Annotated in this window: 26 protein-coding genes and 1 pseudogene; 18 read left to right on the top strand and 9 right to left on the bottom strand. The window is 57.8% G+C overall.

Features of this window, described 5'->3' with window-relative positions; all coding sequences use genetic code 11:
* Positions 1-42: 42 nt before the first annotated feature.
* Together repB and repA are read right to left on the bottom strand one after the other, a co-directional pair.
* A complete protein-coding gene (gene repB / locus L904_RS13945; RefSeq protein WP_035264659.1) occupies positions 43-1,038 on the bottom strand; it encodes a plasmid partitioning protein RepB in 996 nt (331 codons plus the stop codon).
* Positions 1,039-1,122: 84 nt separating this feature from the next.
* Positions 1,123-2,313 (bottom strand): plasmid partitioning protein RepA, encoded by a 1,191-nt coding sequence (gene repA / locus L904_RS13950; RefSeq protein ID WP_035264662.1) that lies wholly within the window; start codon positions 2,311-2,313, stop codon positions 1,123-1,125.
* 377 nt (positions 2,314-2,690) lie between these two features.
* Between repA and L904_RS13955 the strand changes: the two genes are divergently transcribed.
* The 15 genes and pseudogenes from L904_RS13955 (at position 2,691) to L904_RS14020 (ending at position 16,625) form a co-directional block, all read left to right on the top strand.
* On the top strand, positions 2,691-3,329 hold the full coding sequence (locus L904_RS13955; protein ID WP_035264665.1) for an acyl-homoserine-lactone synthase: 639 nt from the start codon (positions 2,691-2,693) through the stop codon (positions 3,327-3,329).
* Positions 3,326-4,297, top strand: a complete 972-nt coding sequence (gene trbB / locus L904_RS13960) for a P-type conjugative transfer ATPase TrbB (protein WP_035264668.1) — start codon at positions 3,326-3,328, stop codon at positions 4,295-4,297. Before L904_RS13955 ends, trbB begins: the two co-directional genes overlap by 4 nt.
* Positions 4,287-4,697 (top strand): conjugal transfer pilin TrbC, encoded by a 411-nt coding sequence (gene trbC / locus L904_RS13965; RefSeq protein ID WP_035264671.1) that lies wholly within the window; start codon positions 4,287-4,289, stop codon positions 4,695-4,697. The genes trbB and trbC overlap by 11 nt, the downstream gene beginning before the upstream one ends.
* Complete coding sequence (locus L904_RS13970; RefSeq protein ID WP_035264674.1) at positions 4,690-4,989, top strand: conjugal transfer protein TrbD; 300 nt, start codon at positions 4,690-4,692, stop codon at positions 4,987-4,989. The genes trbC and L904_RS13970 overlap by 8 nt, the downstream gene beginning before the upstream one ends.
* Positions 4,990-5,000: 11 nt before the next feature.
* Positions 5,001-7,462 (top strand): annotated as a pseudogene (locus tag L904_RS13975) (conjugal transfer protein TrbE).
* Entirely contained in the window at positions 7,434-8,243 is an 810-nt protein-coding gene (trbJ, locus tag L904_RS13980; protein WP_035264678.1) for a P-type conjugative transfer protein TrbJ, read from the top strand. Before L904_RS13975 ends, trbJ begins: the two are co-directional and overlap by 29 nt.
* Positions 8,240-8,467 carry an entry exclusion protein TrbK gene (gene trbK, locus L904_RS27045; RefSeq protein WP_080707374.1) on the top strand — a complete coding sequence of 76 codons (228 nt, stop codon included), beginning with the start codon at positions 8,240-8,242 and terminating at the stop codon, positions 8,465-8,467. The genes trbJ and trbK overlap by 4 nt, the downstream gene beginning before the upstream one ends.
* Positions 8,461-9,651, top strand: a complete 1,191-nt coding sequence (trbL, locus tag L904_RS13985) for a P-type conjugative transfer protein TrbL (protein ID WP_035264679.1) — start codon at positions 8,461-8,463, stop codon at positions 9,649-9,651. Before trbK ends, trbL begins: the two co-directional genes overlap by 7 nt.
* Before the next feature lie 14 nt (positions 9,652-9,665).
* Positions 9,666-10,328 carry a conjugal transfer protein TrbF gene (locus tag L904_RS13990; protein ID WP_035264680.1) on the top strand — a complete coding sequence of 221 codons (663 nt, stop codon included), beginning with the start codon at positions 9,666-9,668 and terminating at the stop codon, positions 10,326-10,328.
* 17 nt (positions 10,329-10,345) lie between these two features.
* Positions 10,346-11,197: a P-type conjugative transfer protein TrbG gene (gene trbG, locus L904_RS13995; RefSeq protein WP_035264808.1), complete on the top strand. Its 852-nt coding sequence runs from the start codon at positions 10,346-10,348 to the stop codon at positions 11,195-11,197.
* The gene (gene trbH, locus L904_RS14000) at positions 11,197-11,676 is read left to right on the top strand and encodes a conjugal transfer protein TrbH (RefSeq protein WP_051671931.1); all 480 of its coding nucleotides are present in this window, start codon (positions 11,197-11,199) and stop codon (positions 11,674-11,676) included. The genes trbG and trbH overlap by 1 nt, the downstream gene beginning before the upstream one ends.
* A 12-nt stretch (positions 11,677-11,688) precedes the next feature.
* Positions 11,689-12,996 carry an IncP-type conjugal transfer protein TrbI gene (trbI, locus tag L904_RS14005; protein WP_035264682.1) on the top strand — a complete coding sequence of 436 codons (1,308 nt, stop codon included), beginning with the start codon at positions 11,689-11,691 and terminating at the stop codon, positions 12,994-12,996.
* 608 nt (positions 12,997-13,604) lie between these two features.
* Positions 13,605-14,363, top strand: a complete 759-nt coding sequence (locus L904_RS14010; RefSeq protein ID WP_035264684.1) for an SDR family NAD(P)-dependent oxidoreductase — start codon at positions 13,605-13,607, stop codon at positions 14,361-14,363.
* Between the two features lie 100 nt (positions 14,364-14,463).
* Positions 14,464-15,228 (top strand): SDR family NAD(P)-dependent oxidoreductase, encoded by a 765-nt coding sequence (locus tag L904_RS14015; protein WP_035264687.1) that lies wholly within the window; start codon positions 14,464-14,466, stop codon positions 15,226-15,228.
* 44 nt (positions 15,229-15,272) lie between these two features.
* Positions 15,273-16,625 (top strand): aromatic acid/H+ symport family MFS transporter, encoded by a 1,353-nt coding sequence (locus L904_RS14020; protein WP_035264690.1) that lies wholly within the window; start codon positions 15,273-15,275, stop codon positions 16,623-16,625.
* A 114-nt stretch (positions 16,626-16,739) separates the two neighbouring features.
* Here L904_RS14020 and L904_RS14025 read toward each other — a convergent pair whose 3' ends face one another.
* A complete protein-coding gene (locus tag L904_RS14025; RefSeq protein ID WP_035264815.1) occupies positions 16,740-17,324 on the bottom strand; it encodes a TetR/AcrR family transcriptional regulator in 585 nt (194 codons plus the stop codon).
* Positions 17,325-17,675: 351 nt separating this feature from the next.
* Between L904_RS14025 and L904_RS14030 the strand changes: the two genes are divergently transcribed.
* The 3 genes from L904_RS14030 to L904_RS27770 all read left to right on the top strand — a co-directional run bounded on the left by L904_RS14030 (position 17,676) and on the right by L904_RS27770 (position 19,387).
* Positions 17,676-18,089, top strand: a complete 414-nt coding sequence (locus tag L904_RS14030; RefSeq protein ID WP_035264693.1) for a tautomerase family protein — start codon at positions 17,676-17,678, stop codon at positions 18,087-18,089.
* 197 nt (positions 18,090-18,286) lie between these two features.
* On the top strand, positions 18,287-19,183 hold the full coding sequence (locus tag L904_RS14035) for an alpha/beta hydrolase (protein WP_035264696.1): 897 nt from the start codon (positions 18,287-18,289) through the stop codon (positions 19,181-19,183).
* Between the two features lie 30 nt (positions 19,184-19,213).
* Positions 19,214-19,387 (top strand): hypothetical protein, encoded by a 174-nt coding sequence (locus tag L904_RS27770; RefSeq protein ID WP_197416751.1) that lies wholly within the window; start codon positions 19,214-19,216, stop codon positions 19,385-19,387.
* A gap of 275 nt (positions 19,388-19,662) precedes the next feature.
* Here L904_RS27770 and L904_RS28140 read toward each other — a convergent pair whose 3' ends face one another.
* The 6 genes from L904_RS28140 to L904_RS14065 form a co-directional block, all read right to left on the bottom strand.
* On the bottom strand, positions 19,663-20,070 hold the full coding sequence (locus L904_RS28140; RefSeq protein WP_035264698.1) for an acetylxylan esterase: 408 nt from the start codon (positions 20,068-20,070) through the stop codon (positions 19,663-19,665).
* 158 nt (positions 20,071-20,228) lie between these two features.
* Positions 20,229-20,849 carry a flavin reductase family protein gene (locus tag L904_RS14045; RefSeq protein WP_035264701.1) on the bottom strand — a complete coding sequence of 207 codons (621 nt, stop codon included), beginning with the start codon at positions 20,847-20,849 and terminating at the stop codon, positions 20,229-20,231.
* 227 nt (positions 20,850-21,076) lie between these two features.
* Complete coding sequence (locus L904_RS14050) at positions 21,077-21,490, bottom strand: tautomerase family protein (protein WP_035264703.1); 414 nt, start codon at positions 21,488-21,490, stop codon at positions 21,077-21,079.
* A gap of 45 nt (positions 21,491-21,535) precedes the next feature.
* Positions 21,536-21,946 carry a hypothetical protein gene (locus L904_RS14055; protein ID WP_035264705.1) on the bottom strand — a complete coding sequence of 137 codons (411 nt, stop codon included), beginning with the start codon at positions 21,944-21,946 and terminating at the stop codon, positions 21,536-21,538.
* A 61-nt stretch (positions 21,947-22,007) separates the two neighbouring features.
* Positions 22,008-22,901 carry an alpha/beta hydrolase gene (locus L904_RS14060; protein ID WP_035264707.1) on the bottom strand — a complete coding sequence of 298 codons (894 nt, stop codon included), beginning with the start codon at positions 22,899-22,901 and terminating at the stop codon, positions 22,008-22,010.
* Between the two features lie 8 nt (positions 22,902-22,909).
* Entirely contained in the window at positions 22,910-23,893 is a 984-nt protein-coding gene (locus L904_RS14065) for an MBL fold metallo-hydrolase (protein WP_035264708.1), read from the bottom strand.
* Positions 23,894-23,933: the final 40 nt, after the last annotated feature.

A 23,933-nucleotide genomic window follows, 5' to 3' on the forward strand; every position in this document is an offset into this window, starting at 1 on the left:
GCTTCCACGGTTCGCCGTTCGGGGGCCTTTTTCTTTTGCGGTTTAGTCTCCGTTGGTTTCGTTCTTCAACCCCTTGTACTCCTCGTACAAGCGGTCCATGCGAGAAGAGAGCCATTCGCTGAAGGGCTTGGCTTCGACATTTGTGAGCTCGATGGCAACCTTCTTTGCTTTGGCGGTCATCGCGAGATTCAGAGAGCGATCCGACGATACCCAGCCCTTTGCTGCGGTAGCGGCTTTGGGCTTTTTTGCAGCCGATTTGGCCTTGTATCGCTTCAGATAGTCGTGGAGCGCATCGAACCGCTCGGCCTCGGCGAGTTCGTGAAAGTCGGCCGACGCTGCATGCTCAACAGCGACCTTCGAGAGGGCAGGGGCCAGGATCAACTGCCGGAGGCTGAGCCATCGGTCACGGCCAATTTTCTTCGATGCACCTAGGGCCTGAATAACGGACGCTGGCACCGCTTCGACGACTGCGAGCATCTTCGACAGCATCGCCTCGTCAATGGCGAGCGATGACCGAACAGTTTCCTTGGTCATTCCAGACGTGATCAAGTTCTGAGCGAAATAGGCGCGTTCAATGAACGACAGGTTCGAGCGGGCCGCGTTTTCCTGACCCTGCACGATCGCCGAAGTGATATTGTCGAGTTTCTTGACAATCGCCTTGACTGGAACTCCAAGCTCACGGGCGACCCTGAGACGACGGTGACCGAACACCACCATGTAACGCTTGGCATCGGTCGAGCTTGGGCGAACTAGAATAGGCGTCGTTTGACCCGACTCCTTGATCGCCTGGAGCAGTTCCTGAAACTCCTCCCCATCGTCGGACAGACGGTCGGCAACGAAAGAGGCATCGATCAGCCGCGGATCAAGATCGACGATCACCTCGCCTTCCATCAGCTTCTTGGTGTTCTCGGCCATATCCTCGATTGAGCGGACAACCGTCTTGGCGGCTCCTGTCATGCCGTAGCCCGGCTTGGTTGGCGTCTGGCTCGCGGAGATGGCAGCCATATCCAGCTTGGCGAATGGATTTTCACGCGACATGGCCGGCCTCCGGATCAGCGTTCAACTGCGACAACCCATTAATCGCGCTCCGAAAAATGGCAAAAAAATCGGCTGACAAGTGTCTCATTTTCGCCCCCAAACACCGTGGATGAGTTCAACGATTTCCGCATTGGCGGCATTGAGACTTTCCATTGCTCGGTCGTAGGTCGCGCGGACGAACTCGCCCCGCTCGACCTCATACAGGGTCTGCTTCTTGATCGAGGCATCTGAGATCGCAGTGGACTTTACCACGTGGTTTCTCAGCATCTGCTGTGCGAACATCGACTGCATGAACCCGACCATCTGCGTCTGGGGAATGTCCGTCGGCTCAAAGCGGGTGATCAGATAGCGGAACCACTGCACACGCATCTCCGCCCCGGCCTCGGCGACAGGCCCCATGATCCCGCCGAGCATCATCAGAAACTGGCTCATCGACATGATGTCCAACATCTGCGGATGGATGGTGATGAGGATGCCTGTCGAGGCCATCAGTGCGGTGATCGTCAGGTACCCCAGCTGAGGAGGGCAGTCGATGACGACCACGTCATACTTGTCATCGACCTGCTTCAAGGCACTGGCGATCCGCATGTAGAACAGTCGACCGTCCTCGCCCTTCCTGGACGAGATCGCCAGCGGCACGTCATATTCGTATTCTTGGAGAACCAGGTTTGCCGGGACCACATCCAGTCCCGGGATGTTGGTCGGCTGGATGACCTCCGCGATCGATTTGCGTTCGTCATCGAATCGAAGCGCCTCATAGAGAGAAGCAGTGTCGTCAAGCTCCGGCTGGATCCCGAAGAGGGAGGTGAGCGAGGCCTGCGGATCGAGATCGACCGCCAGTACACGATGGCCGGTAAGAGCAAGATACTGGGCAAGGTGTGCGGCCGTGGTGGTCTTGCCGCTACCCCCCTTGAAATTGACGACTGAGACAACTTGCATCGGTTCGCCTTCCCGGCGCCTAGGCACGTAGTAGCGCTTGTCGGACTTCTTGTTTGCCTCGAGATAATCCCGGAGCTCAAGCATCTGGTCCGCCGTATAATACCGGCGTCCGCTAACCGCCTCGATCTCCGGGCCCTTGCCATCAGAATGGAGTTGCCTCAGATGCGTCTGCGTCACGCCAATGAAGTCGGCGACTTCCGCGAGCTGGAACTTGCGCAATCCCTTACGGGCGTCGGGCGGGTATTGCTGGCTGCGTAACATATGCAGTGCGCTTGAGATCTTCGACCCCTGCTGGGCGATCTCGATATCAAACCTGTTTTGCAGCTCAGTGTTCATTTTGCGAACTATTTCCCGGAGGTCTTCACTTTCGAAAAAATGGCTTTGCGGCCATCATTTGCGAAACTATCTCCCGATTCCCATCGCGCCGCAAGACATTTAAGGTTAACAAGAAGTTAACGGATTTTGCGGGAATCCAGTCTTCTCACTGAATCTGCGAGATCTTTCCGCTAGTTAGTCAGATTCCATTGGTGCCGTATAGTCGGTGGAAACTGCAGATCTGCAGAAATCCAACCCATTTCGCACGCCCCCGCGTTGGCTTGATTCATAACTCGATTACCCCGACTCACCAACATGACCGCCTGCAGATCTGCAGATGGCCAACCGGGGATTGAGATGATCTTCATCACGCTGACGAAGTTCACGCGGAGATAAGGATGCAGGTTCTCACCATCTCGCCCGACCGATATGTCGAGCATCAGACTCTTCTCAAACAGATGTACGGGCTGCGCGCTGAGGTATTCGGCGGGCGGCTCGAATGGGATGTCGCCATCACAGATGGTGACGAGCGGGATCAGTACGACGACCTGAATCCGACTTACATCCTCGCCGTCTCCGGCGGCAACAAGGTTGTCGGATGCGCGCGCCTTCTTCCTGCGATTGGCCCAACCATGCTGGAGCTGACATTTCCACAGTTGCTGGCGGACGGCTCGCTCAATGCGACCAGCGCGATGATCGAAAGTTCCCGCTTCTGCGTCGATACGACTTTGCCCGCAGGTAGAGGAGGGGGTCAGCTCCACCTGGCAACACTCACCCTGTTCGCTGGGATCATCGAATGGTCGATGGCGCATGGCTACGACAAGATCGTTACCGCCACTGATCTTCGCTTCGAGCGTATCCTGAACCGGGCGGGATGGCCCATGGCGCGTTTGGGAGAACCGGTCGCGATCGGCAATACCGTCGCCATCGCCGGCACACTTCCGGCAGACCAGGCGAGTTTTGAGCAGGTTCGCCCGTCGAACTACCGGCCTGCACTCTCTCATGTCGGTGGTCACACTGAGAGGAGCGCAGCGTGACCCAGCTTCGCTCCCATCCAAGACTTGTCCGCAAGCTCCAGGATGCGCTCGGCGACCAGCTCTGCGTAGCGCTTGAAGACGCAACAGTCGTCGAGATTATGCTCAACCCTGACGGCCGACTGTTCATCGAACGCCTCGGTCACGGTGTCACTGAGGCCGGGGTGATGACACCAGCAGCAGCCGAAGTTGTCATCGGCAGCGTCGCCCACGCGTTGCAGTCGGAGGCAGACGATGAGCGCCCGATCATCTCCGGCGAACTGCCGATTGGCGGCCATCGTTTCGAGGGTCTGCTTCCGCCAGTCGTATCCGGACCCGCCTTCACAATCCGTCGGCGCGCCTCGCGTCTCATTCCGCTTACTGACTACGTGAAGTCGAAGGTGATGACAGCGGCCCAGGCATCCGCCATCCGCAGCGCGATTGACGCCCGCATGAACATCGTCATTTCCGGAGGCACGGGTTCCGGAAAAACCACGCTTGCTAACGCAATCATCGCCGAGATCGTTTCAGCCGCACCTGACGATCGCATGGTAATCCTCGAGGATACCGCCGAAATCCAGTGCGCCGCCGAAAACGCAGTCTGCCTGCATATCAGCGATACCGTCGATATGGCACGGTTGCTGAAGAGCACGATGCGACTGCGGCCCGACCGCATCATCGTCGGTGAGGTCCGCGACGGCGCAGCACTCACCCTCCTGAAAGCCTGGAATACCGGTCATCCCGGCGGCGTCACCACGATCCACTCCAACACCGCAATGTCGGCGCTGCGCCGGCTGGAACAGCTGACGGCGGAAGCGAGCCAGCAACCCATGCAGGAGGTGATCGGCGAGGCGGTCGATCTCGTGGTCTCGATCGAGCGCACGGGGAAGGGGAGGCGGGTCCGCGAGGTGATCCATATCGAGGGATACCGCAACAACCACTACCAGACCGAACACTACGCCCAGATCGATGAGGACAGCCATGTCGCGTAAGACCTATCCCATTTTCGCACCAATCACGGTCGCCGCCATCACCTTCACTATCTCAGCGCCCGCATTCGCGGGCTCCGGCGGCGGTGGTCTTCCGTGGGAGTCGCCACTGCAGCAGATCCAGCAGTCGATCACCGGTCCCGTCGCCGGGTTCATTGCCCTTGCCGCAGTCGCGATCGCCGGCGCCATGCTGATTTTCGGCGGAGAACTCAACGATTTTGCTCGTCGCCTTTGCTATGTCGCCCTGGTCGGCGGCGTACTGCTCGGCGCCACCCAGATCGTCGCGTTGTTCGGCGCAACCGGTGCGTCCATCGGCGAGCGCCACGCCGATCTAGATGTCGGTCCTATTGTCTCTGTGCCCGAAGCCATGCTGTCCGCGGCAGGGGAGGGGGCTCGTGGCTGAAGTCGGCTCAAACCTCATTCGGTCCCGGGTGCATCGGGCGCTGTCGCGGCCGAACCTTCTGATGGGCGCCGATCGCGAGCTTGTCCTGATGACGGCGTTGGCAGCCATCATCCTGATCTTCGTTGTGCTCACCTGGTATGCGGCCCTGTTCGGCGTTGCGATCTGGCTGGTTGCGTTGGCTGCCCTTCGCATGATGGCCAAGGCCGACCCGCTGATGCGAAGGGTCTATATCCGGCATATCTCCTACAAGACCTTCTACCGCGCGACGTCGTCGCCGTGGCGCCGGTATTGAGGAAGCGCGGCATGGTTGCCCTCAAATCCTTTCGCCATTCCGGACCATCCTTTGCCGATCTCGTTCCCTATGCCGGGTTGGTCGATAACGGCGTCCTTCTCCTCAAGGACGGCTCGCTGATGGCAGGGTGGTACTTTGCCGGACCCGATAGCGAGAGCTCGACCGACGCCGAGCGAAACGAGGTGTCGCGGCAGATCAATGCAATCCTGTCGTGCCTTGGTTCCGGCTGGATGATCCAGGTCGAGGCTGTCCGGGTGCCGACGGGAGATTATCCAACGGAGGAGGCCAGCCATTTCCCCGATCCGGTGACCCGCGCCATCGATGCGGAGCGGCGGGCGCACTTTGAGAAGGAGAGGGGGCATTACGAAAGCCGTCATGCCCTGGTCCTGACCTGGCGCCCACCGGAGCCGAGGCGGTCCGGATTGACGCGCTATGTCTATTCGGACGTTGGCAGCCGGTCCGCCACCTATGCCGACAAGGCGCTTGAAACCTTTCTGACGTCGATCCGCGAGGTCGAACAGTATCTTGCCAATGTCGTTTCGATCCGACGGATGATGACACGCGAAACACCGGAACGCGGCGGTCATCGTGTCGCCCGCTACGACGAGCTCTTCCAGTTCATCCGCTTCTGCATCACCGGGGAAAATCATCCGGTGCGTCTGCCGGATATTCCCATGTACCTCGACTGGCTCGTGACGGCCGAGCTCCAGCACGGTCTGACGCCGCTGGTCGAAAACCGATTTCTCGGCGTGGTGGCGATCGATGGCCTGCCCGCCGAAAGCTGGCCGGGGATACTCAACAGTCTCGACCTGATGCCGCTCACTTATCGCTGGTCGTCCCGCTTCGTCTTCCTCGACGCCGAGGAGGCACGCGCAAGGCTCGAGCGTACCCGCAAGAAGTGGCAGCAGAAGGTCAGGCCATTCTTCGATCAGCTCTTCCAGACGCAGTCGCGGTCGCTTGACCAGGATGCCATGCTGATGGTGGCAGAGACCGAGGACGCAATCGCCGAAGCCTCGTCGCAGCTCGTGGCCTACGGCTACTATACGCCGGTCGTCGTTCTCTTTGATGAGGACCAAACCCGTCTTCAGGAGAAGTGTGAGGCGGTCCGCCGCCTGATCCAGGCCGAAGGTTTCGGCGCGCGGATCGAGACAATCAATGCGACCGATGCGTTTCTCGGCAGCCTGCCGGGCGTGTCCTATGCCAACATCCGTGAGCCATTGATCAACACACGTAATCTCGCCGACCTTATCCCCCTCAATTCGATCTGGTCCGGAAGCCCGGTCGCACCTTGCCCATTCTATCCGGCCGGATCGCCGCCGCTGATGCAGGTCGCCAGCGGATCGACGCCCTTCCGGCTGAACCTGCATGTCGACGATGTCGGCCACACGCTGATCTTCGGACCAACCGGTTCTGGCAAGTCAACGCTGCTGTCATTGATCGCGGCCCAGTTCCGACGCTACGCCGGTGCGCAGATCTTCGCCTTCGACAAGGGTGGCTCGATGCTGCCGCTGACGCTGGGCATCGATGGCGATCATTATCAGATCGGTGGCGATGCTCAGGAAGCAGGGGAGGGAAGGGCACTCTCTTTCTGCCCGCTGGCTGAGCTCTTGACCGATGGCGATCGTGCTTTCGCCTCCGAGTGGATCGAGATGCTGGTCGCCCTGCAGGGTGTGACGATCACTCCCGATTATCGCAATGCGATTTCCCGACAGATCGGCCTGATGGCCGAGTCCCGCGGCCGCTCACTCTCGGACTTCGTCTCGGGTGTCCAGATGCGGGAGATCAAGGACGCCCTGCATCACTACACCGTCGATGGCCCGATGGGGCAGCTGCTCGACGCCGAAGAAGACGGGCTGGCGCTCGGCGCCTTCCAATGCTTCGAGATCGAGGAACTGATGAACATGGGCGAGCGCAACCTTGTGCCCGTTCTGACCTATCTTTTCCGACGCATCGAAAAACGCCTGACCGGTGTACCCAGCCTCATCATTCTTGACGAGGCCTGGCTGATGCTCGGCCACCGGTGTTCCGCGATAAGATCAGGGAATGGCTGAAAGTACTGCGCAAGGCCAATTGCGCAGTGGTGCTGGCCACCCAGTCAATCTCTGATGCCGAGCGGTCGGGCATCATCGATGTGCTGAAGGAGAGCTGCCCGACCAAGATCTGCCTCCCGAACGGTGCTGCGCGGGAGCCGGGCACGCGCGAGTTCTACGAGCGCATCGGCTTCAACGAGCGGCAGATCGAGATCGTCGCGACCGCGATCCCGAAGCGCGACTATTACGTCGTGTCACCCGAGGGCCGGCGTCTGTTTGATATGGCGCTCGGTCCGGTCGCGCTCTCCTTTGTCGGTGCGTCCGGAAAGGAAGACCTCAAGCGCATTCGCGCCCTTCATCTTGAACATGGGGCCGCCTGGTCTCGCCAATGGCTCCAGCAAAGGGGAATCGCCCATGCCGATATGCTCTTCCCAACCCAATAAGTTATGTTTCACCGCGCTTGGTGCGGCCCTCACGCTCTCGCTGGCTCTCCCGCTTCCTGCGCTGGCCGGAGGCGTGACCGGTCAGGCAACGGAATGGACGCAGCTTGCCAATAATGCGGAATTGGTCAGCCTCGTTGGCAAGTCGGCCGAGCAGGTGAACAATCAAATCACCCAGATTTCGCAGCTGGCCGAGCAGATTCAGAACCAGCTCAACATCTACAAGAACATGCTGCAGAACACGGCGCAGCTTCCGAACCATGTCTGGGGTCAGGTCGAGAGCGATCTGAAGAACCTCCAGAACATCGTCAACCAGGGCCAGGGCGTCGCCTTCTCCATGGGCAATGTCGACGATGTGCTCAAGCAGCGCTTCCAGAGCTTCGGCGACATGAAGAGCAACCTGCCTGATGGAGCGAGCTTCTCCACGACCTACCAGAGCTGGTCCGACACCAATCGCGATACGATCGCCGGCACGCTGAAGGCTGCCAGTCTGACGGCCGAACAATTCTCCAGTGAGGAAAGCACCATGTCGCAGCTCAGGTCCATGTCGGAATCGGCCGACGGCCAGATGAAGGCATTGCAGGTCGGGCACGAGATTGCCGCACAGCAGGTCGCGCAGATGCAGAAACTGCGCGGTCTGGTCTCCCAGCAGATGACGATGATGGGCACTTGGTTCCAGGCCGAACAGGCACAAAAGGACCTGGCGCAAGCACGGCGCGAACAATTCTTCAGCGGAACCGAGCGTGACATCAGGGGCGGCCAGACGATGGAGCCCCGGTGGTGAGCCCGCGTCTGATCGTCATTATCGCCTTGGTCGCGGTCGTTTCTGCTGCCAGTGCGAGCGTCATTACATGGATCGTGGTTCGACCGGAGCCAGTCTCAGGGTCGGGCGCGGCCGCAATGAATTCGTCCTCTGATGAGGAAAAACGCCGACATCGCGAGCAATTTTTTGGTGGGAATTCCGAGAGCGACATCCGCAGCGGCCAGGAGATGAAACCGCGATGGTAGCCGCTCCCTCTTCCCGTACACTCGAACGGATGTTCTTTGCGATAGCGGTCTTCCTGCTGGCGACCACCCCGGCTTTGGCGCAACAGGGCCAGGTCCTGACCACACTCGAAAACTCCGTCGTCACCGCCGCCAAGGGCTGGGAGACGACGGTGATGAATGCAGCCCGGTCGTTGTTCTGGATCCTCGCCGGCATCGAAGTCGGGATTGCTGCCGTATGGTTGGCGATCAATGCCGCTTCGCTCGACAGCTGGTTTGCTGAGCTTGTGAAGCGCATCATGTTCATCGGCCTTTTCGCCTTTATTCTCGACAGAGGACCTGAGTTCGCCAAGGCCGTGGTGGACAGCCTTTACCAGATCGGCGCCGGCGGCGGATCGGCCTCTCCCGCCAATATCTTCGACGCCGGCATTCGTGTCGCGACGAAGATGTCGGAACAGGCAAAGTTCGGCCTCTGGGAGGATAACGCGCTGGCGATCGCAGCCGTCTTCGCCATGGTCGTTGTCGTCGTGTCTTTCAGCCTCGTCGCTGCGATCTTCGTGGCCGTCATGGTCGAGATGTATGTCGGCCTGCTTGCCGGCATGATCATGCTCGGGCTTGGGGGTGCCTCCCATACCAAGGATTTTGCGATCAAATATCTGGTCTATGCATTCTCCGTCGGCATGAAGCTGATGGCGCTTGTCATGATCGCCAAGATCGGCTCCGACATTCTTCTCGGTCTGGCAGAGGCGCCAAAGGCGACATCGGAACAGTTCATTACGACGCTGGCAATCGCCGGCATCTCGGTCGTTGTCTTCGTTATCGCCATGTATGTGCCACCCATCCTGCAGGGCGTGGTGCAGGGCGCATCGGTCGGCGGCGGCATGGAAGCCATCCGTCATGGCGGGCAGGCCGCATCGGCAGCACTCGGCGCCGGGTTTCTAACGATCGGCGCGGCAAACAGAGGATTCGGGGCAGCCAGTGCCGCAAGGGCAGGGGGCGCGTCTCTTGCCAGTGCGGCACTGCGCGGCATGCAGGCGGGGGTTGGTGGGGCGGCAGGTGCGGTCGGCTCCGCAGCAAAAGAAAAAGCGATCGGCTCGCCCGGGGCCTATGCCGGATCGATGCTCGGCCTTGCCAACGCTAAACTCGATCAACAATCCGGCCGGTCGGGCACACCGCCCCCACCACCGCCGATCAATGACAGCAAGTGACGGAACGCTACAGAATGGCCGGACAGAATACTCCCGATAATCCCTATCTTGCTGCTCGCAACGAATGGAACGAGCGCTACGGTTCCTATGTGAAAGCGGCTGCCGCATGGCGCATCGTTGGCATTGCCGGCATGACCATGGCCGTCATCGGCTTCGGGTACACACTCTATCAGAGTACCCAGGTGAAGCTGATCCCTTATATCGTCGAAGTCGACAAGCTTGGTACGGCCGTCAATGCAGGCTTCCCGCAGCAGATCGAATATGCCGATCCACGCGTGGTGCGCGCCACACTCGGCAGTTTCGTGTCCAACTTCCGATCCGTCACGCCGGATGCGGTCGTGCAGAAGCAGTATATCGACCGGACGTACGGGCTGCTCCGCACCTCCGATCCCGCGACGGAAAAGGTCAACGCATGGTTCCGCTCGAATTCGCCCTTTGAGAAGGCAAAGACCGCAACGGTGGCAATCGAGGTTAACAACATCGTCGCCCTGTCGAACCAGAGCTACCAGATCGACTGGACGGAGTTCGAACGCGACCGCCGCGGCAAGGAGACCGCCACCCGCCGCTTCCGTGGGATCGCCACCGTGACGCTGACGCCGCCCCAGGACGAGGGTGTCATCCGTCTTAATCCCATCGGTCTCTATGTCAGAGACTTTGATTGGACTGCGCAGCTTTGAAAGGCATGGCCCCGAACATGAACAGATCACACGAACTATCGCGGGCTACGATGAGCGCCGGCATCATTGCTATCGCCGTTGCTGCCTCCTCCGCCTTCCCGTCTGCTTCTCTCGCCGCCGATGGTGTCACCGCCAACGAGGCGAAAGGCATGGGGATTTCGACACAATGGCGTGGAAGCCGCGGGCTAGTGACGAAAGGCGTCGATGGGAAGGTGATTTTCCTCTATGGCGAAGTGCAGCCGTCTGTCGTCTGCTCACCGTTGCAGGTCTGCGATATCGAGCTCCAGGGGGGCGAGGTCGTTCGCGACGTGTTGGTCGGCGACACTGTGCGCTGGAAAGTAGAGCCTGCGACCTCCGGTGCGGCGGGTGGTCAGGCGATCCATCTGATCGTCAAGCCGTCGGAGCCGGGCCTTGTCACCTCTATGGTCGTGACGACGTCGCGGCGGACCTATCACATCCAGCTGAAATCGCATGCCACGCAGTATATGGCGCGCGTTGGTTTCGAATACCCCGAGGACGTCTCGGCAAAACTTGCCGACATAAACGCTCGACTGGAAGCCAGCACCAATCCCGGCGCCGGCGTTCCCGCCGAGCAGTTGAGTTTCGCCTATTCCGTCTCGGGCAGTGCCGGGTGGCGGCCGACCCGGGTCTACTCGGATGGACAAAAGACCTACATCCAGTTTCCGCGGTCGATCTCCGGTCAGGATGCACCGGTTCTCTTCGTCGTCTCGGGCGGCCAGAACCGGATCGTCAACTACCGCATGAAGAGCAACATGATGGTGGTTGACTACAATATCGATCTTGCCGTCCTTGTCTCGGGCGTCGGCTGGAAACAGCAGAAGGTGACGATCAGCAGGGGAGGGCGGTGATGCTGAACCTCCTTCGCCGCAACGCGAACAGCCTCGGCCCCATCCGCTGCCTCGCCATAGCCAGTGGCCTCACCATCCTCCTTTCCGGTTGCCAGTCAATGGACACTGGCGGTCTCGCCACGAGCGCGGCACCTCCAGATATCTCCGGACCGGCGGCAGGCGCTATCGCGGGCGACATGGTGAGCCGCCTTGCCGAGCAGATCGGACAGGGAAAGGCAACCGTTGCGCTCAAACAGGACGGTTCTCCCTTCGGCCAGGCACTTGAAGCAGCGCTGAAGGGATGGGGTTATGCCGTGGTCACCGACCAGAAGACGGATAGCGGCTCGACCGTCATTGCGCTCGCCTATGTCATCGTCCCCTATGACGGCCAGGTACTGGCGCGGCTCTCGACGACCAGTGTCGAACTTGGCCGGGCCTATAGTGTGACGGCATCAGGTGCGACACCAGCAAGCGCCCTTTCGCTCATGCGGCGCGGGTGAGGGAGAAACATCATGGTGCAGTCTCTCAAGCTTGGTGGCGCCGCTAACAGTGAGACCACGTCCGGCATCAAGCGCGTGAACCGCGTGCCAATCATCGTCGTGATTGTGCTGTTGGTCGCGTTTCTCGGCATCATCTTCTTTGGGCTCGCCTCGCGCGGGCTCTACTTCGGCAACGATAGCGGCCCGGACACGAGCTCAGGCAATCCGGCCTCGACTTATGCCGACCAGATCAAGCGAGGCGTCACCGACGGCATCATCGGCGAGCCACAGCCGAAAACGACGTTCCAGCCGACGCCTGTCGACACGAAACAGGCCGAAGAGAAGGCGGCCAATCCGTTCACACAGCAGCCCGGACAAAAAAACGAACTACAACGCGGGCAGGAACTGGAGCCGGAAGAGGTGTGGCGGGCGCGTCTTGCGCGTGAGCAACAGGAACAGGTTCTGCGCGAGCAGCAGCGCCAACGCATGGCGCGGATGCAGGCACGAGACTCCGCCTATGATGCGCCGCTTGCCATCGATCGCGGCAAGCTGGAATCACGATCGGAAAAAGATGAGAGCGCCGGAGCCCGGACGACGACAGCCGCGGCGAACGGAAACGCATCCGATCTTTACGCCGCAGCCTTGCGCGCCGGTCTCGGCGGGCAGAACGCCGATCCGAACGGTCAGAACTCCAAGGAGGACTTCTTCAATGCCGATCTCAAGGATCTCGGATATCTGCCGAACCGCGTCGTGCTACAGCAGTCGGCGTTCGAGTTGAAGCGTGGGTCGGTCATTCCGGCGACATTGATCACTGGCATCAACTCAGACCTGCCCGGGCGTATCACCGCTCAGGTCAGCCAGAATGTCTATGACAGCGCCACCGGGCATCGGCTGCTGATACCGCAGGGCACCAAACTGTTCGGGCGTTACGATAGCAAGGTTTCGTTCGGGCAGAGCCGGGTTCTTGTCGTCTGGTCCGATATTATCTTCCCTGACGGCTCAACGTTGCAGATCGGCGGAATGGCCGGTACCGATGGGGAAGGGTATGGCGGCTTTAATGAAAAGGTGAACAACCACTATCTCAAAACCTTCGGCTCCGCAGTCATGATCGCGCTGATCGGGACCGGCATCGACATGGCGGTACCCGAAAGCTCGACGCTTGCCACCCAGGATACGGCATCCGATGCCGCAAGGCGCAATTTTGCCGAGACCTTCGGGCGAGTGGCCGACCGGACGATCCAGCGGAATATGGACGTACAGCCGACGTTGCAGATCCGACCGGGCTACAAATTCAATGTGCTGGTAGATCAGGACATTGTGTTTCCCGGCCAGTACCGCTGAAAGGCGCAAATAAAATGTCGACCATCTTATGGTACGAGGGAACTCGTGACTAGCGAAAGGTCGTGCCCTTAGTTTTCTGACCTTGTGTAGCAGTGATTTGTTTTTGCTAAAGGGCGACGGTTAATGATCCCTTAGGCAAAATAGAAGGCGAGTAACAACCGAGTAAGGGCCTCGAGATCGTCAGCTTCTGCTCGGTTGGCTGCGGCCACAATGCAAGCGATGTGTCAGCCAGCCATTGCGGGGATCTATATCACATAATCTCACCGAAATGCCGGTATCTCCCATCAACCCCCGGGCATCACGCTCCTTGCTGTCAGCATCGACCGAAGTCACGCACGCCAAACCCACATCACCGTCGCTAATGTTAGGGAGTAGGGGGCAACATCAATTCGGAAGCAGCGTCGGGGACTGAGAAGTTCGCGATCGAACTCCCATCGCTCATCAATCATATCGCCGAAGACTTGACAGACCCCGACCCTAAACATTATGATCGCAATGTTTAGGGTGTCAGTTGGCGCTTTGGAGGAGTTTTCACAGATGCGAGACTGAACCTGCATTCGGCGAATATTCTTCGGGCAGTGGGATGCTTGCACTTTGGAGGAGGAACCATGGAAGAGCACTTGCCAAACTTTCGGTTAGATAAAAAGACCGCGATCATTACCGGGGGGGCTGGCGATATCGGGCGGGCAGTATCCAAAGCGATGGCTGCATCCGGTGCCTACGTCGTCGTACTAGATTCGGACGGTGCTGCTGCCCATAAGGTAGTCGAGGAAATTGGTTCCAACGCAGAAGCAGTCGAGGCGAACGTAACAAATGGTCAAGCCATCGAAGACGCTTTTGCTCAGATAGCCAAAAGCCGCGGGCAAATTGATGTGCTCTTCAACAATGCTGGCATCAATCGCCGAGGCCCCAGTTTAGAACTGAGTATCCAAGACTGGGACGCGGTTGTAGCAGTTAACATGACAGGAATGTTCTTTTGTGCGCGGGCCGCTGCACGCCACATGAAACATGGCGGAACTATCGTCAACACTGCCTCAATCCTGGGGATGTCCGGCGGATTTTATCCGAACATTGTTTACCAAGCAACAAAGGGCGCTGTGGTCAACATGACCAGATCCTGGGCTGTTGAATGGGCGCCTTTGAATGTCAGGGTCAACGCGGTTGCACCCAGTCTGGTTCGAACAAGCCTAACAAGCGCACTCACGAGCAACCCGGATTTTATCAAGCAAGTAGAGGCTATTACTCCTCTCCAGAAGCTGGCCGAACCAAAAGATATCGTAGGTCCAGTACTATTCTTGGCCAGTGACGCTTCTGCAATGGTCACGGGTCATATTTTACCCGTCGATGGTGGGACCTTGGCCCAGTAACCAAGTCAACAAGTGAATTCACACGTCCGTGAACTCGTGCGCAGTTTTACGGTCTGAGCGCTCCAATCGAAGCGTGGGAACCTTATGTGGAACAGTGAAAATGTACAGCAGATTTAATTTATCGGGAAAAGTCGCGGTCTTGACCGGGTCGACAGCAGGGATGGGCTTGAGCATCGCTCGAGGTCTTGCCGAATGTGGAGCGAGTGTGGTCGTTTCGAGTCACCTCCAGGACGAGACGGAAGCGACTGCAAAAGCCATGCGTGCTCAGGGCTATTCTGCGAAAGGTATCAAGTGCGATATTACGAACAGCGATGATATCAAAGCCTTCGGTGAAAAGGCGATCGCTGCTTTCGGCAAAGTCGATATTCTTTTCTGTTTAGCGGCTGAACCCACGCAAATTCGTCCAATCCTTGAGCAGTCTCGCGAGGAGCTAAGTCGACTTTTCACGAGTACGGTGGCGAACAACCACGCAATTGTCAAGCAGTTTATTCCCGGAATGGTTGAGCGGAAGGACGGCGCTATAATAATGATGTCAAGCATCGGCTCTGAGAGGGCCAGCCCCGGCCTTACGGGTTACGGAGCATCAAAAGCCGCCGTCAACAGTTATGTCCGCAGTATCGCAGCAGAGTTCGGACAATACAATATTAGAGCGAATGCGATTGCCCCTTCGATCGTACGCACCCCGTTCTCGGAGGAGATTTGGGGCGACGAAAATCGCAACAAAATTATGACCGACAAAGTCCCGTTGAAGCGGCTCGCGGAGCCTGAAGATATTGTCGGGCCGTCCATTCTTCTGGCCTCGCCAGCAGGATCCTATATTTCGGGGCAAGTAATACTTATCGACGGCGGCCGATCAATTACCTGATTGAATTTATGTAACTCAAAAGCTCGACTGGGAGGTGGAGTAAAATGGATGATGTCAATGTCCGTCAATTTATCGACGAGCGACCGGTAAGTAAGCACCAATTTGCAATACTATTCTTAACGTTTCTCGTTGTCGCGTTTGACGGCCTCGATGTTACAGTTATTGGCCTACTCGCACCTGAAATTATTCGGGATTGGGGGATCTCCAAAACGGAGATGGGAACTGTTCTTAGTTCTGTCTTTGTTGGAATGGCGATCGGCGCTGCAATCGCAGGTCCGATTAGTGATCGGTATGGCCGAAAGCTGGTACTTGTGGCAAGCATTTTCTGGCTGGGAACACTGACATTTCTGTCGGCCTTTTCACCAAATATCGAAGTTTTGCTCGCCCTGCGGTCCCTTACTGGACTAGGTCTGGGGGCGGCAATACCTGCCGCGCTCGCGCTCGTGGCTGAATACGCGCCAAAGCGCCAACGCTCACTCTTCGTAACCATCTGTTTTAGCGGTTATACGGTCGGCGCAACATTGTGCGGATTTTTGGCTGCCTGGTTGATTTCGAGTTACGGCTGGCGGGTAACGCTAGGTATTTCGGGTATTCTTCCAATGCTTCTAGGTGTCGCATTACTGTTTCTTTTGCCGGAGTCGGTGGCGTTCTTGGCGCTAAAACAGAGAGTTGGATCGATACCTGGCATTCTCCTGAAAATCGACCCACAGGTATCCTTTTCCGAACGCGCCAAATTTTGGTTGCCTGTTGTTGCCGGGGAAGAAAGCTCATCACTTCGCACGCTGTTCTCCCCCAAGTATGCTGTCACAGCGGTAATGCTAAGCTTGGCTTATTTCCTTGGGGTGCTTGTAACTTACGTCATTATGGGATGGCTGCCCGCGATAACCAGAGACGCCGGTTTTAGCGTGGCGCAGAGCTCGATGATCATAGCCCTTTTCAACCTAGCCGGACCCGTTGGGGCAATATCCTTCGGTGCAGTCATGGACCGCCTCAATCCTCAAAGTGTATTAGCCGTGACTTTCACAACGGCGGGTCTCTTGCTTGCGAGCATCAGTATTATCCCTCTGGAATTTGCGACGGTCTGCGTAACGATGTTGGTGCTTGGTTTCTTTCACCATGGGTCAATGGCCGGACTACAAGCACTTGCGCCACAGTCATTTCCGATTGCTGTAAGTGCAACTGGTGTTAGCACTATGCATGCGGTTGGAAGGCTCGGCGCGATTATTAGCGGGGTTCTCGGCAGCGTCCTTATTTCCTTGGGTTGGGAGTTTGGCACGATTTTCATTGCGCTCGCATTCCCCATACTCCTTTGCGCGGCGTCTATGGCAGTGATCGGAATAACGGCTTCTCGAAAAGCGGTCCCGGCCACGGCATTTAATCCGAGTAGCTCAAGTTGATCAGTGCACTTTAGCGGCTTTTTTACGAACCAAGCAATCTTGACGAGACCGCATTTCGGTCTCGTCAAGGCCTTAAGTTTCCGCAGCAGACAAGCATTGATTTGCCGTTCAATCTCAAACAATTCCTGTCAACGTTTTCACAGCATTTCGCGCAGCAACAAGGATCTCTTTAGAGGCGTCCGGTTGAGCTTTTCGGGTTGCTCTTGAAGCCGTGACAGCGCCGCTGATCAGGCTAAGTATCGCCGAGGCACGTCCGAGCCGTTCGTTTTTCGGGACGTTATGGAGAAGATCGGCGATCGCCTCAACGCTTGCGGAAAATCCTTTAGCGAAACGCTCACCAACTGGCGTATCCTGCCGAGCTACATCCGCGCCCAGAGCCGGAAACGAGCATCCTCCAGAAATGTCATCGCGGTGGCGCTCGGACAAATAGTAATCGAGGTAGGCCATCAGTGGATCGGCGTGCCCTCTACCCCTATCCGCCATTCGTTGACGACTAGCTTGTACCGTAGCGCCAAGCGCTTCCGCTACAAGCCCGCTTTTTGAGCCGAACTGGGCATAAAGAGCCCCATGCGTAAGACCCGCTGCTGTACAAATCTCCGAAACGCCGACGCCGTCAATTCCACGTTCCTGAAATAGAGTAACTGCGGCGCCGATTATCGCTGACCGGTTTGCCGCAAGTTTTTCTTTGCTCACTTTCATTGCCGCTCCTACAAACATCATCTCCGCCGGCATCAAGTTCACTCAGCGACCTTGACACTGAAAATCTCTCTATTAATAATGGTCGCAATTAATGGCGGCCATCGTGATTTTACCAAACATAACGGTTGTCATCAATAAGCGGGTGAGGCGTTGGCGTGCCGGCAGGCGGGGGAAGAAGCCAGTCACAGTGCTGGTCTTCGGTTTTATCAACCAAAATCAGTAACCGAATTTGCGAGACACGAATTGTCGCACCCACTTCACGTCAAGGACATCTTTTCCGATGACCTTCTGCCAGACCAACCGTTTGGATGTCTGTCGTGGGGCCGGAGTAACATAGCCAAGGAGACATTTATGCCAACCTTCCACGCCCACATTCCGGCTCAAAAGTTCTCAAGTGAGCAGAAGCGCGCTTTAGCCGATGCGTTAAACCTGGCGCTTCACGAAGCCATGAACACGCCTATGGATGACCGGTTCGTGATCATCAGTGAACACAAGGAGGACGAACTTTACATTCATCCGACTTTTCCTGGCATGAAGCGATCCGATAAGCGTATGATCATAACTGTGACGGCTGGTACAAGCCGTACTGTCGAAGAAAAGCGTAAGCTCGCGGAATTGGTTACCCGTTACGCAGTAGAAAAGGTTGGCGTCAATCAAGACGATATCTCCCTCATGATTTACACCATACCTTTGGAGAATATGAGCTTTGGCGGTGGGCATCTGGTCTCTGACATCGACCTCTCTATGCCTTGGGTAAACAAGTAAGAAGGACGAAGCTGCACTGTTCTTGGAGACGGGGCAGCGAAATTGACTTGAAACGGACGCCTCGTTCGTTTCGCAGGCGTGGGCTCATGTAGCTCCGATCCGACACCATTCTCTGCATGGACATCGGGATGAAATACAAGGTCGATGCCAGTCACTTTTACGGCGTCGCCTGACATCGTCCTACAAGGAGGACTTCCATGTTTCAACGCACCGATATCGCATTCGAAGCCGACGCAGGCGTCACGCTGCGCGGCTGGCTCTATGTGCCCACCGGCGGCCCCGGCCCCTATCCCGCCATCACCATGGCGCATGGCTATGCCGGTGTGAAGGAGCACGGCCTTGAGCGATTCGCCGAGAAATTCGCCTCTAACGGCTTTGTCGTCCTTCTGCACGATCACCGCAACTTCGGCGCCAGCGATGGCACGCCGCGCCAAGATATTGACCCATGGCGTCAGATCGCCGATTGGCGGCGCGCGATCAGCTTCCTCGAACACCAGGAGGTCGTCGACGCGGAACGCATCGGCTTGTGGGGCACGAGCTATTCCGGCGGCCACGCGATCGTGCTTGGAGCAACCGAACGCCGCTTGCGCGCGGTCGTCGCGCAGGTGCCGACGATCAGTGGCTTCGAGCAAGGACTACGCCGCATTCCGCCCGACGCCGCCGCCGCCATCGAGGATGCCTTCGCGGCGGACGAGCGAGCGCAAGCACGCGGCGCGCCGCCGCGAAGGCAGACGATCGTCAGCGCCGATCCTGCGATCCCTGCTTCGTACCGGGCCAAGGATGCCATCGAGTTCTATCTGCAGCCCCTGCCCGACGGCGCCTGGGAGAACAGCGTCACGGTACGCTCGACGCGCGCCGCGCGCATGTACGAACCGGGCACGTGGATTGCGCGCGTGTCCCCCACGCCGCTGCTAATGATCGTCGCGTTGCAGGACACGATCACGCTGACCGATCTCGAGCTGGCCGCCTACGAGCGCGCCCTTGAGCCGAAGCGCCTCGTGACGATTCCTGGCGGTCACTTCGATCCGTACATCACCAGATTCGATCGATCCAGTGCCGCGGCGCTGGACTGGTTCACGGAACACCTGGCGTAACCTCAACTCGCGACAGCACAGGAGCCGGACATGGCCTTGCTGCGCGCCTGGGCCAACGGCGGTGTCCAGACGGCCGACGATGTGATGTTCAGCATTGCCATGCCCTTGTTCGAGACAGAAGACGTTAAGGACGGGCTTGCTTCGGCCATCAAGGCCCTGAAGATCAGCAAGCCGCGCCCGGTGCTCGAATTCAAGGGAGGTTGAGCCGGCACGCAAGTCCTGTCCAGGAGCGGAACATGCACGAGTAGCTGGCGTGGGTGGTCGAGCCGCATAGGAGATTGGCGCACTGTGGGCGCTGAAGGGACCGGTGCAGGATGTCAATCCGCTCACAGTTTCTGTGCGCATGCACACCGAATACGCGTCCGTCACGCCGTTGGTCAGGACTTCTTTAGCTAAGCCGGGACAACAACCAACTTCATCGCCTCACAGTTGTCGACAAAGACAGCGGGGAACCGCTGGCAGTTCTTGCCCTATCAACGCTAACCGAGCGAAAAGTTGAGCCCAGTAATTACACGACTGCTGCAAAGAGCGAGGAGCCAAGCTTTCCAATGAGCCAGATCGACCGGTTCCCGTAGAAGAACCGGGCATACTTCAAAGAGAGAACATGGCTCGCCGGTATCAAGCAGGGACCGATGAAATGCGTGGGGAATGCGGCGTAGTCCTTGCTCGAAGCCGCTGATCGTCGGCACCCGCGCGACGACCGCGCGCAAGCGGCGTTCGGTTGCGCCAAGCACGAGTGCGTGGCCTCCGGAATAGCTTGTACCCCGGAAGCCTATGCGTTTCGCGCCGAGGACGGCCTGATGTTCGAGGAAGCTGATGGCGCGCCGCCGGCCGCGCGGCGTGACGCCTGCCTCGGCTTCGAATGCGATATCGGTACGTTGAAACATGGGAGTTCTCCTTGCAGGAAGACGTCCGGCCACGCCCTAAATGTGACTGGCATCAACCCTGTGCTCACAGGGAGCGATCGAGAACCGCGAAAACTCACCAAGCGCCTTCGAGCGGACGATGATGAATTGCCGCGTGCACGTCTTTGCCCGACGCCAAGTCAATTACCCGGTCGCTCAAGTGTGAAGAGCTGCCCCGCGCTGATTTCGAAGTAGTCGGCCGGTCCACCGCCGCGCAGGATTGGGCGGGCCTGCGCAGTCTGGTACACGCCGTCCTTGATCAACTGCCGGTCAATGTGAATCGCTACTGCTTCGCCCAACACCAGCCACGCCGGGACAGCTTCGCCGCCCTGCGCCTTAAGCTGCACGATCTGGGTGACCACGCACTCGAACTGCACCGGGCTTGCAGCAACGCGCGATGGTCGCACCTTGGCGGATGGGAGCGTCTCCAGCTTAGCCAACTCGAATTCATCGATTTGCGCTGGCACCATTGCAGCAGAGGCGTTCATCTCCTCGGCAAGCGGTCGCGTCACCAGGTTCCACACAAACTCCCCAGTGTCACGCGCATTGGCGAGTGAATCCTTCGCACCAAGCGAACAAAAGCCCACAATCGGTGGTTTATAGCTAAACAGATTGAAGAAGCTGTAAGGCGCAAGGTTGCGCACACCGTCTTTAGAGACTGTGCTGATCCAGCCGATCGGTCGCGGAGCAACGATGGCGTTGAGCGGATCGTGACGCAGAGAATGCCCCTGCGCCGGCTCATAGAAGTGCCAGTCGGTCATAGCTTTTACCTTTTTTGGGACGCGCGAACGCAATGCTGCGTCAACGCCTCCGGCTCAGTGCGCGAGCGTCGCATCAGGGGCCGGGGCGATAGCCGTATCCATCCCGATATTCGTTCGAAGAATGGTGCCGGATCGGAGCAGCATAGCCCCACGCCGAGAAAGTAACGAACATCGCTTCCCCCCTAATTCGCTGCCCCGGTTCCAACCGCAGGGCAGCTTCGTCCTTCTTACTTGCTTACCCAAGGCATAGAGAGATCGATGTCAGAGACCAGCTTCCCACCGCCAAAGCTCATATTTTCCAAGGGTATTGTATAGATCAGAAGCGAGACATCGTCCTGATTGACACCAACTTTCTCTACGGCATAACGCGTAACCAACTCCGCAAGCTTCCGTTTTTCCTCGACGGTGCGGCTCAAACTGGCCGTTACGGTTACAATCATGCGCTTGTCAGATCTCTTCATGTTCGGAAAGGTCGGATGAATGAAGAGTTCGTCCTCTTGGTGTTCGCTGATGATGACGAACCGGTCATCCATAGGCGTGTTCATGGCTTCGTGGAGCGCCAGGTTCAAAGCATCCGCTAGTGCCCGCTTCTCCTCACTGGAGAACTTTTGAGCTGGAATGTAGGCGTGGAAAATTGGCATAGGTATACCTCGGCTGTGTTTTTCAGGCTTAAGCAGGTGCCTGGCTTAGCTAAAGAAGTCCTGACCGAATGTTCCGGCAAGTCGCTCTTTGAGACCAGTCGAGAACTCTCGAACGACCTCAAATGGGCTTTGGAAGAGTTTGATGTTGTAGATAAGGCCAGACTCATTGCGGGTGATGATGGTGGTACCAGCGATCGGCTTGCCGGCATGGACGGCATCCCACTCAAGGTAGGTTTTCGCACCGTCGATCGTCTCAGCAGTGAACGCGAACTCTTCGTACATTGTACTTGTCGCGGTAAAAAATGCCCCAATCAGCGTTGGGCCCACCACGGTTCCGCTGAGAGATGAGGCCTGCAGTTTGGCATCGTCCGCAAAGAAAGTCGCGAATTCGCTCGTTCCTTTCTTCATGACAATTTGCATCCATGCTGCTCCAAGCTGGATTTGGTCATTATTCATAATAATCTCCTAGGTCTTGTTAATTAGCAGTTGCTTTATTTCTATCGAACGTCTGCAACTTCTATTTTTGCAGGTGCCCATTGAGAAACTCACCGGCTCTCTGCAGCGCGTCATGTGCTTGGGGCAAAGTGGCTGTCTGAATGTGCCAGACGTGCAGCATCTCCGGCCAGACCTCCAGGTGTGATTCGCCACCTGCCGCGCGCACCTTCCGGTCAATTTCAATCGCATCGTCGAGCAGGATTTCGTCGCTACCGACATGGATGAGCAATGGCGGAAAACCATGCATGTCGGCGAACAGGGGCGAGATGCGCGGATCCTTCAAGTCGTGGTTGCCGACATAAGCCTCGACCATCTCCCGCATCGCGCTTGCGTTGACCATGGGGTCGCGTTCGGCCAATTGCGTTAACGAGGGCAGAGTTAGCGTTAAGTCTGCCCATGGGCTAATGAGCAGAGCGGCGCGTGCGTCTTTGTGGCCCTTCGAGGATGCGTAGGCAAGTAGGTTGAGAGCCATGCCACCACCGCTGGAGTCTCCGCTGATAGCGAAAGGCTTGCCAAGCGCTCTCAGTGCTTCGTAGCCGCGGATCGATTCGTCGTATGATGCCGGGAATGGATGCTCAGGCGCCTTGGAGTGGTCCAGGACGATGACCTGGGACTTTGCGGCTCGAGACAGCTCTCCGAGCATGCCTAGATGCGAGGAAGGTGATCCAGCCACCCAGCCACCACCATGGAAATGGTAGATGACTCGGTCTTTGGACGCACCGGGAGCCGTAATCACCTCGGCGGCTACGCCGCCGAGTTCGATTGTTTCTACGATCAGGTCGACCGCCGGCGGATTTAGTTGTGAAATTGCCTCCATGCCGACGCGGAGCGTCTCTATTGTGTTGACGGGATGCGCAACGTTGAAGGCGAACATCTCATCGCGGAGCTTGCGGGCGGCAGATGAATCGTAGGTCATAGCTTAACTCACTTCAGATCTTGGAAGGTCGCAGGAACCCAGTCATAGCCGACGCCAGAGTCGGCCTTGCGAATGCGCCCCAGGCCTGGATACGGCATGTGAGCAGCGGCAATCATCGTCTTGTCCGCAGCGAGTTTCACCAAAAGGGCTTCGCGTGTTTTGACAGCCGATTCACTGTCCGAGTCAAAGGCGATGCTGACTTCCGGGTGCGGCATCTGGACGGCCCCCACATGAGCTACGTCACCCCAGACCAGCAACGACTGACCCTTTGAGGAAATCATGTAGCCAGTGTGGCCAGGCGTGTGGCCAGGAATGGCATACGGTGCGATACCAGGGACGATTTCGTCCATGCTTTCGAATGGCTTCCATTTGCCTGCAGCCATGTAAGGTGCGGCGCCATCTTGCGCAATTTGGAAGAATATCTTGGCATCTTCCGGCGCTTTGGCCATAATTTCCTTCGACAGCCAGAAGTCGGCGTCAGCCTTCTTCATCATCACGGTTGCATTCGGAAAGACGCGTTTGCCGTCTTGATAGATTCCACCAGCATGGTCACCATGAAGATGGGTGAGCAGTACCAGGTCCACCTGCTCAGGCTTGTAGCCAGAAGCCTTCAGGTTCTGCACGAGTTTACCCAGCGTTGGAGGACCCCAGTGACCACCTGCGCCAGTATCGATCAGAACGAGTTTGGAGCCTGTATTGACGAGGTAGCCTTGGACGGTGGCCGAGACATTCCTGGGGTCGTCCTGGAACGAGCGCGCCAGCAGGGACTCAATAAGCGCAGGATCACCCTTGAGAAGGTTGGCATCGATGGTGCCACCGCCGTCATATAGCGCGGTGACTTCATAGTCGCCAATCATCGTGCGATAGAATCCCGCAACCTGCTTTTGCTCCATCGGCGCAGCAGCTTGGACCGGCCCTAAAGCGACGGAAGCGGTTCCGAACGCCAGCGATACTGCGAGCATCGTACGAGAAGTGATGGTGGTGAATTTCATTGGCGTTTCCTAGCTATTGCGTGGGGATACGGGTGCAGTT

The organism is Agrobacterium sp. LY4 (genome assembly GCF_001526585.1).
Taxonomy (GTDB): Bacteria; Pseudomonadota; Alphaproteobacteria; order Rhizobiales; family Rhizobiaceae; genus Agrobacterium; species Agrobacterium leguminum.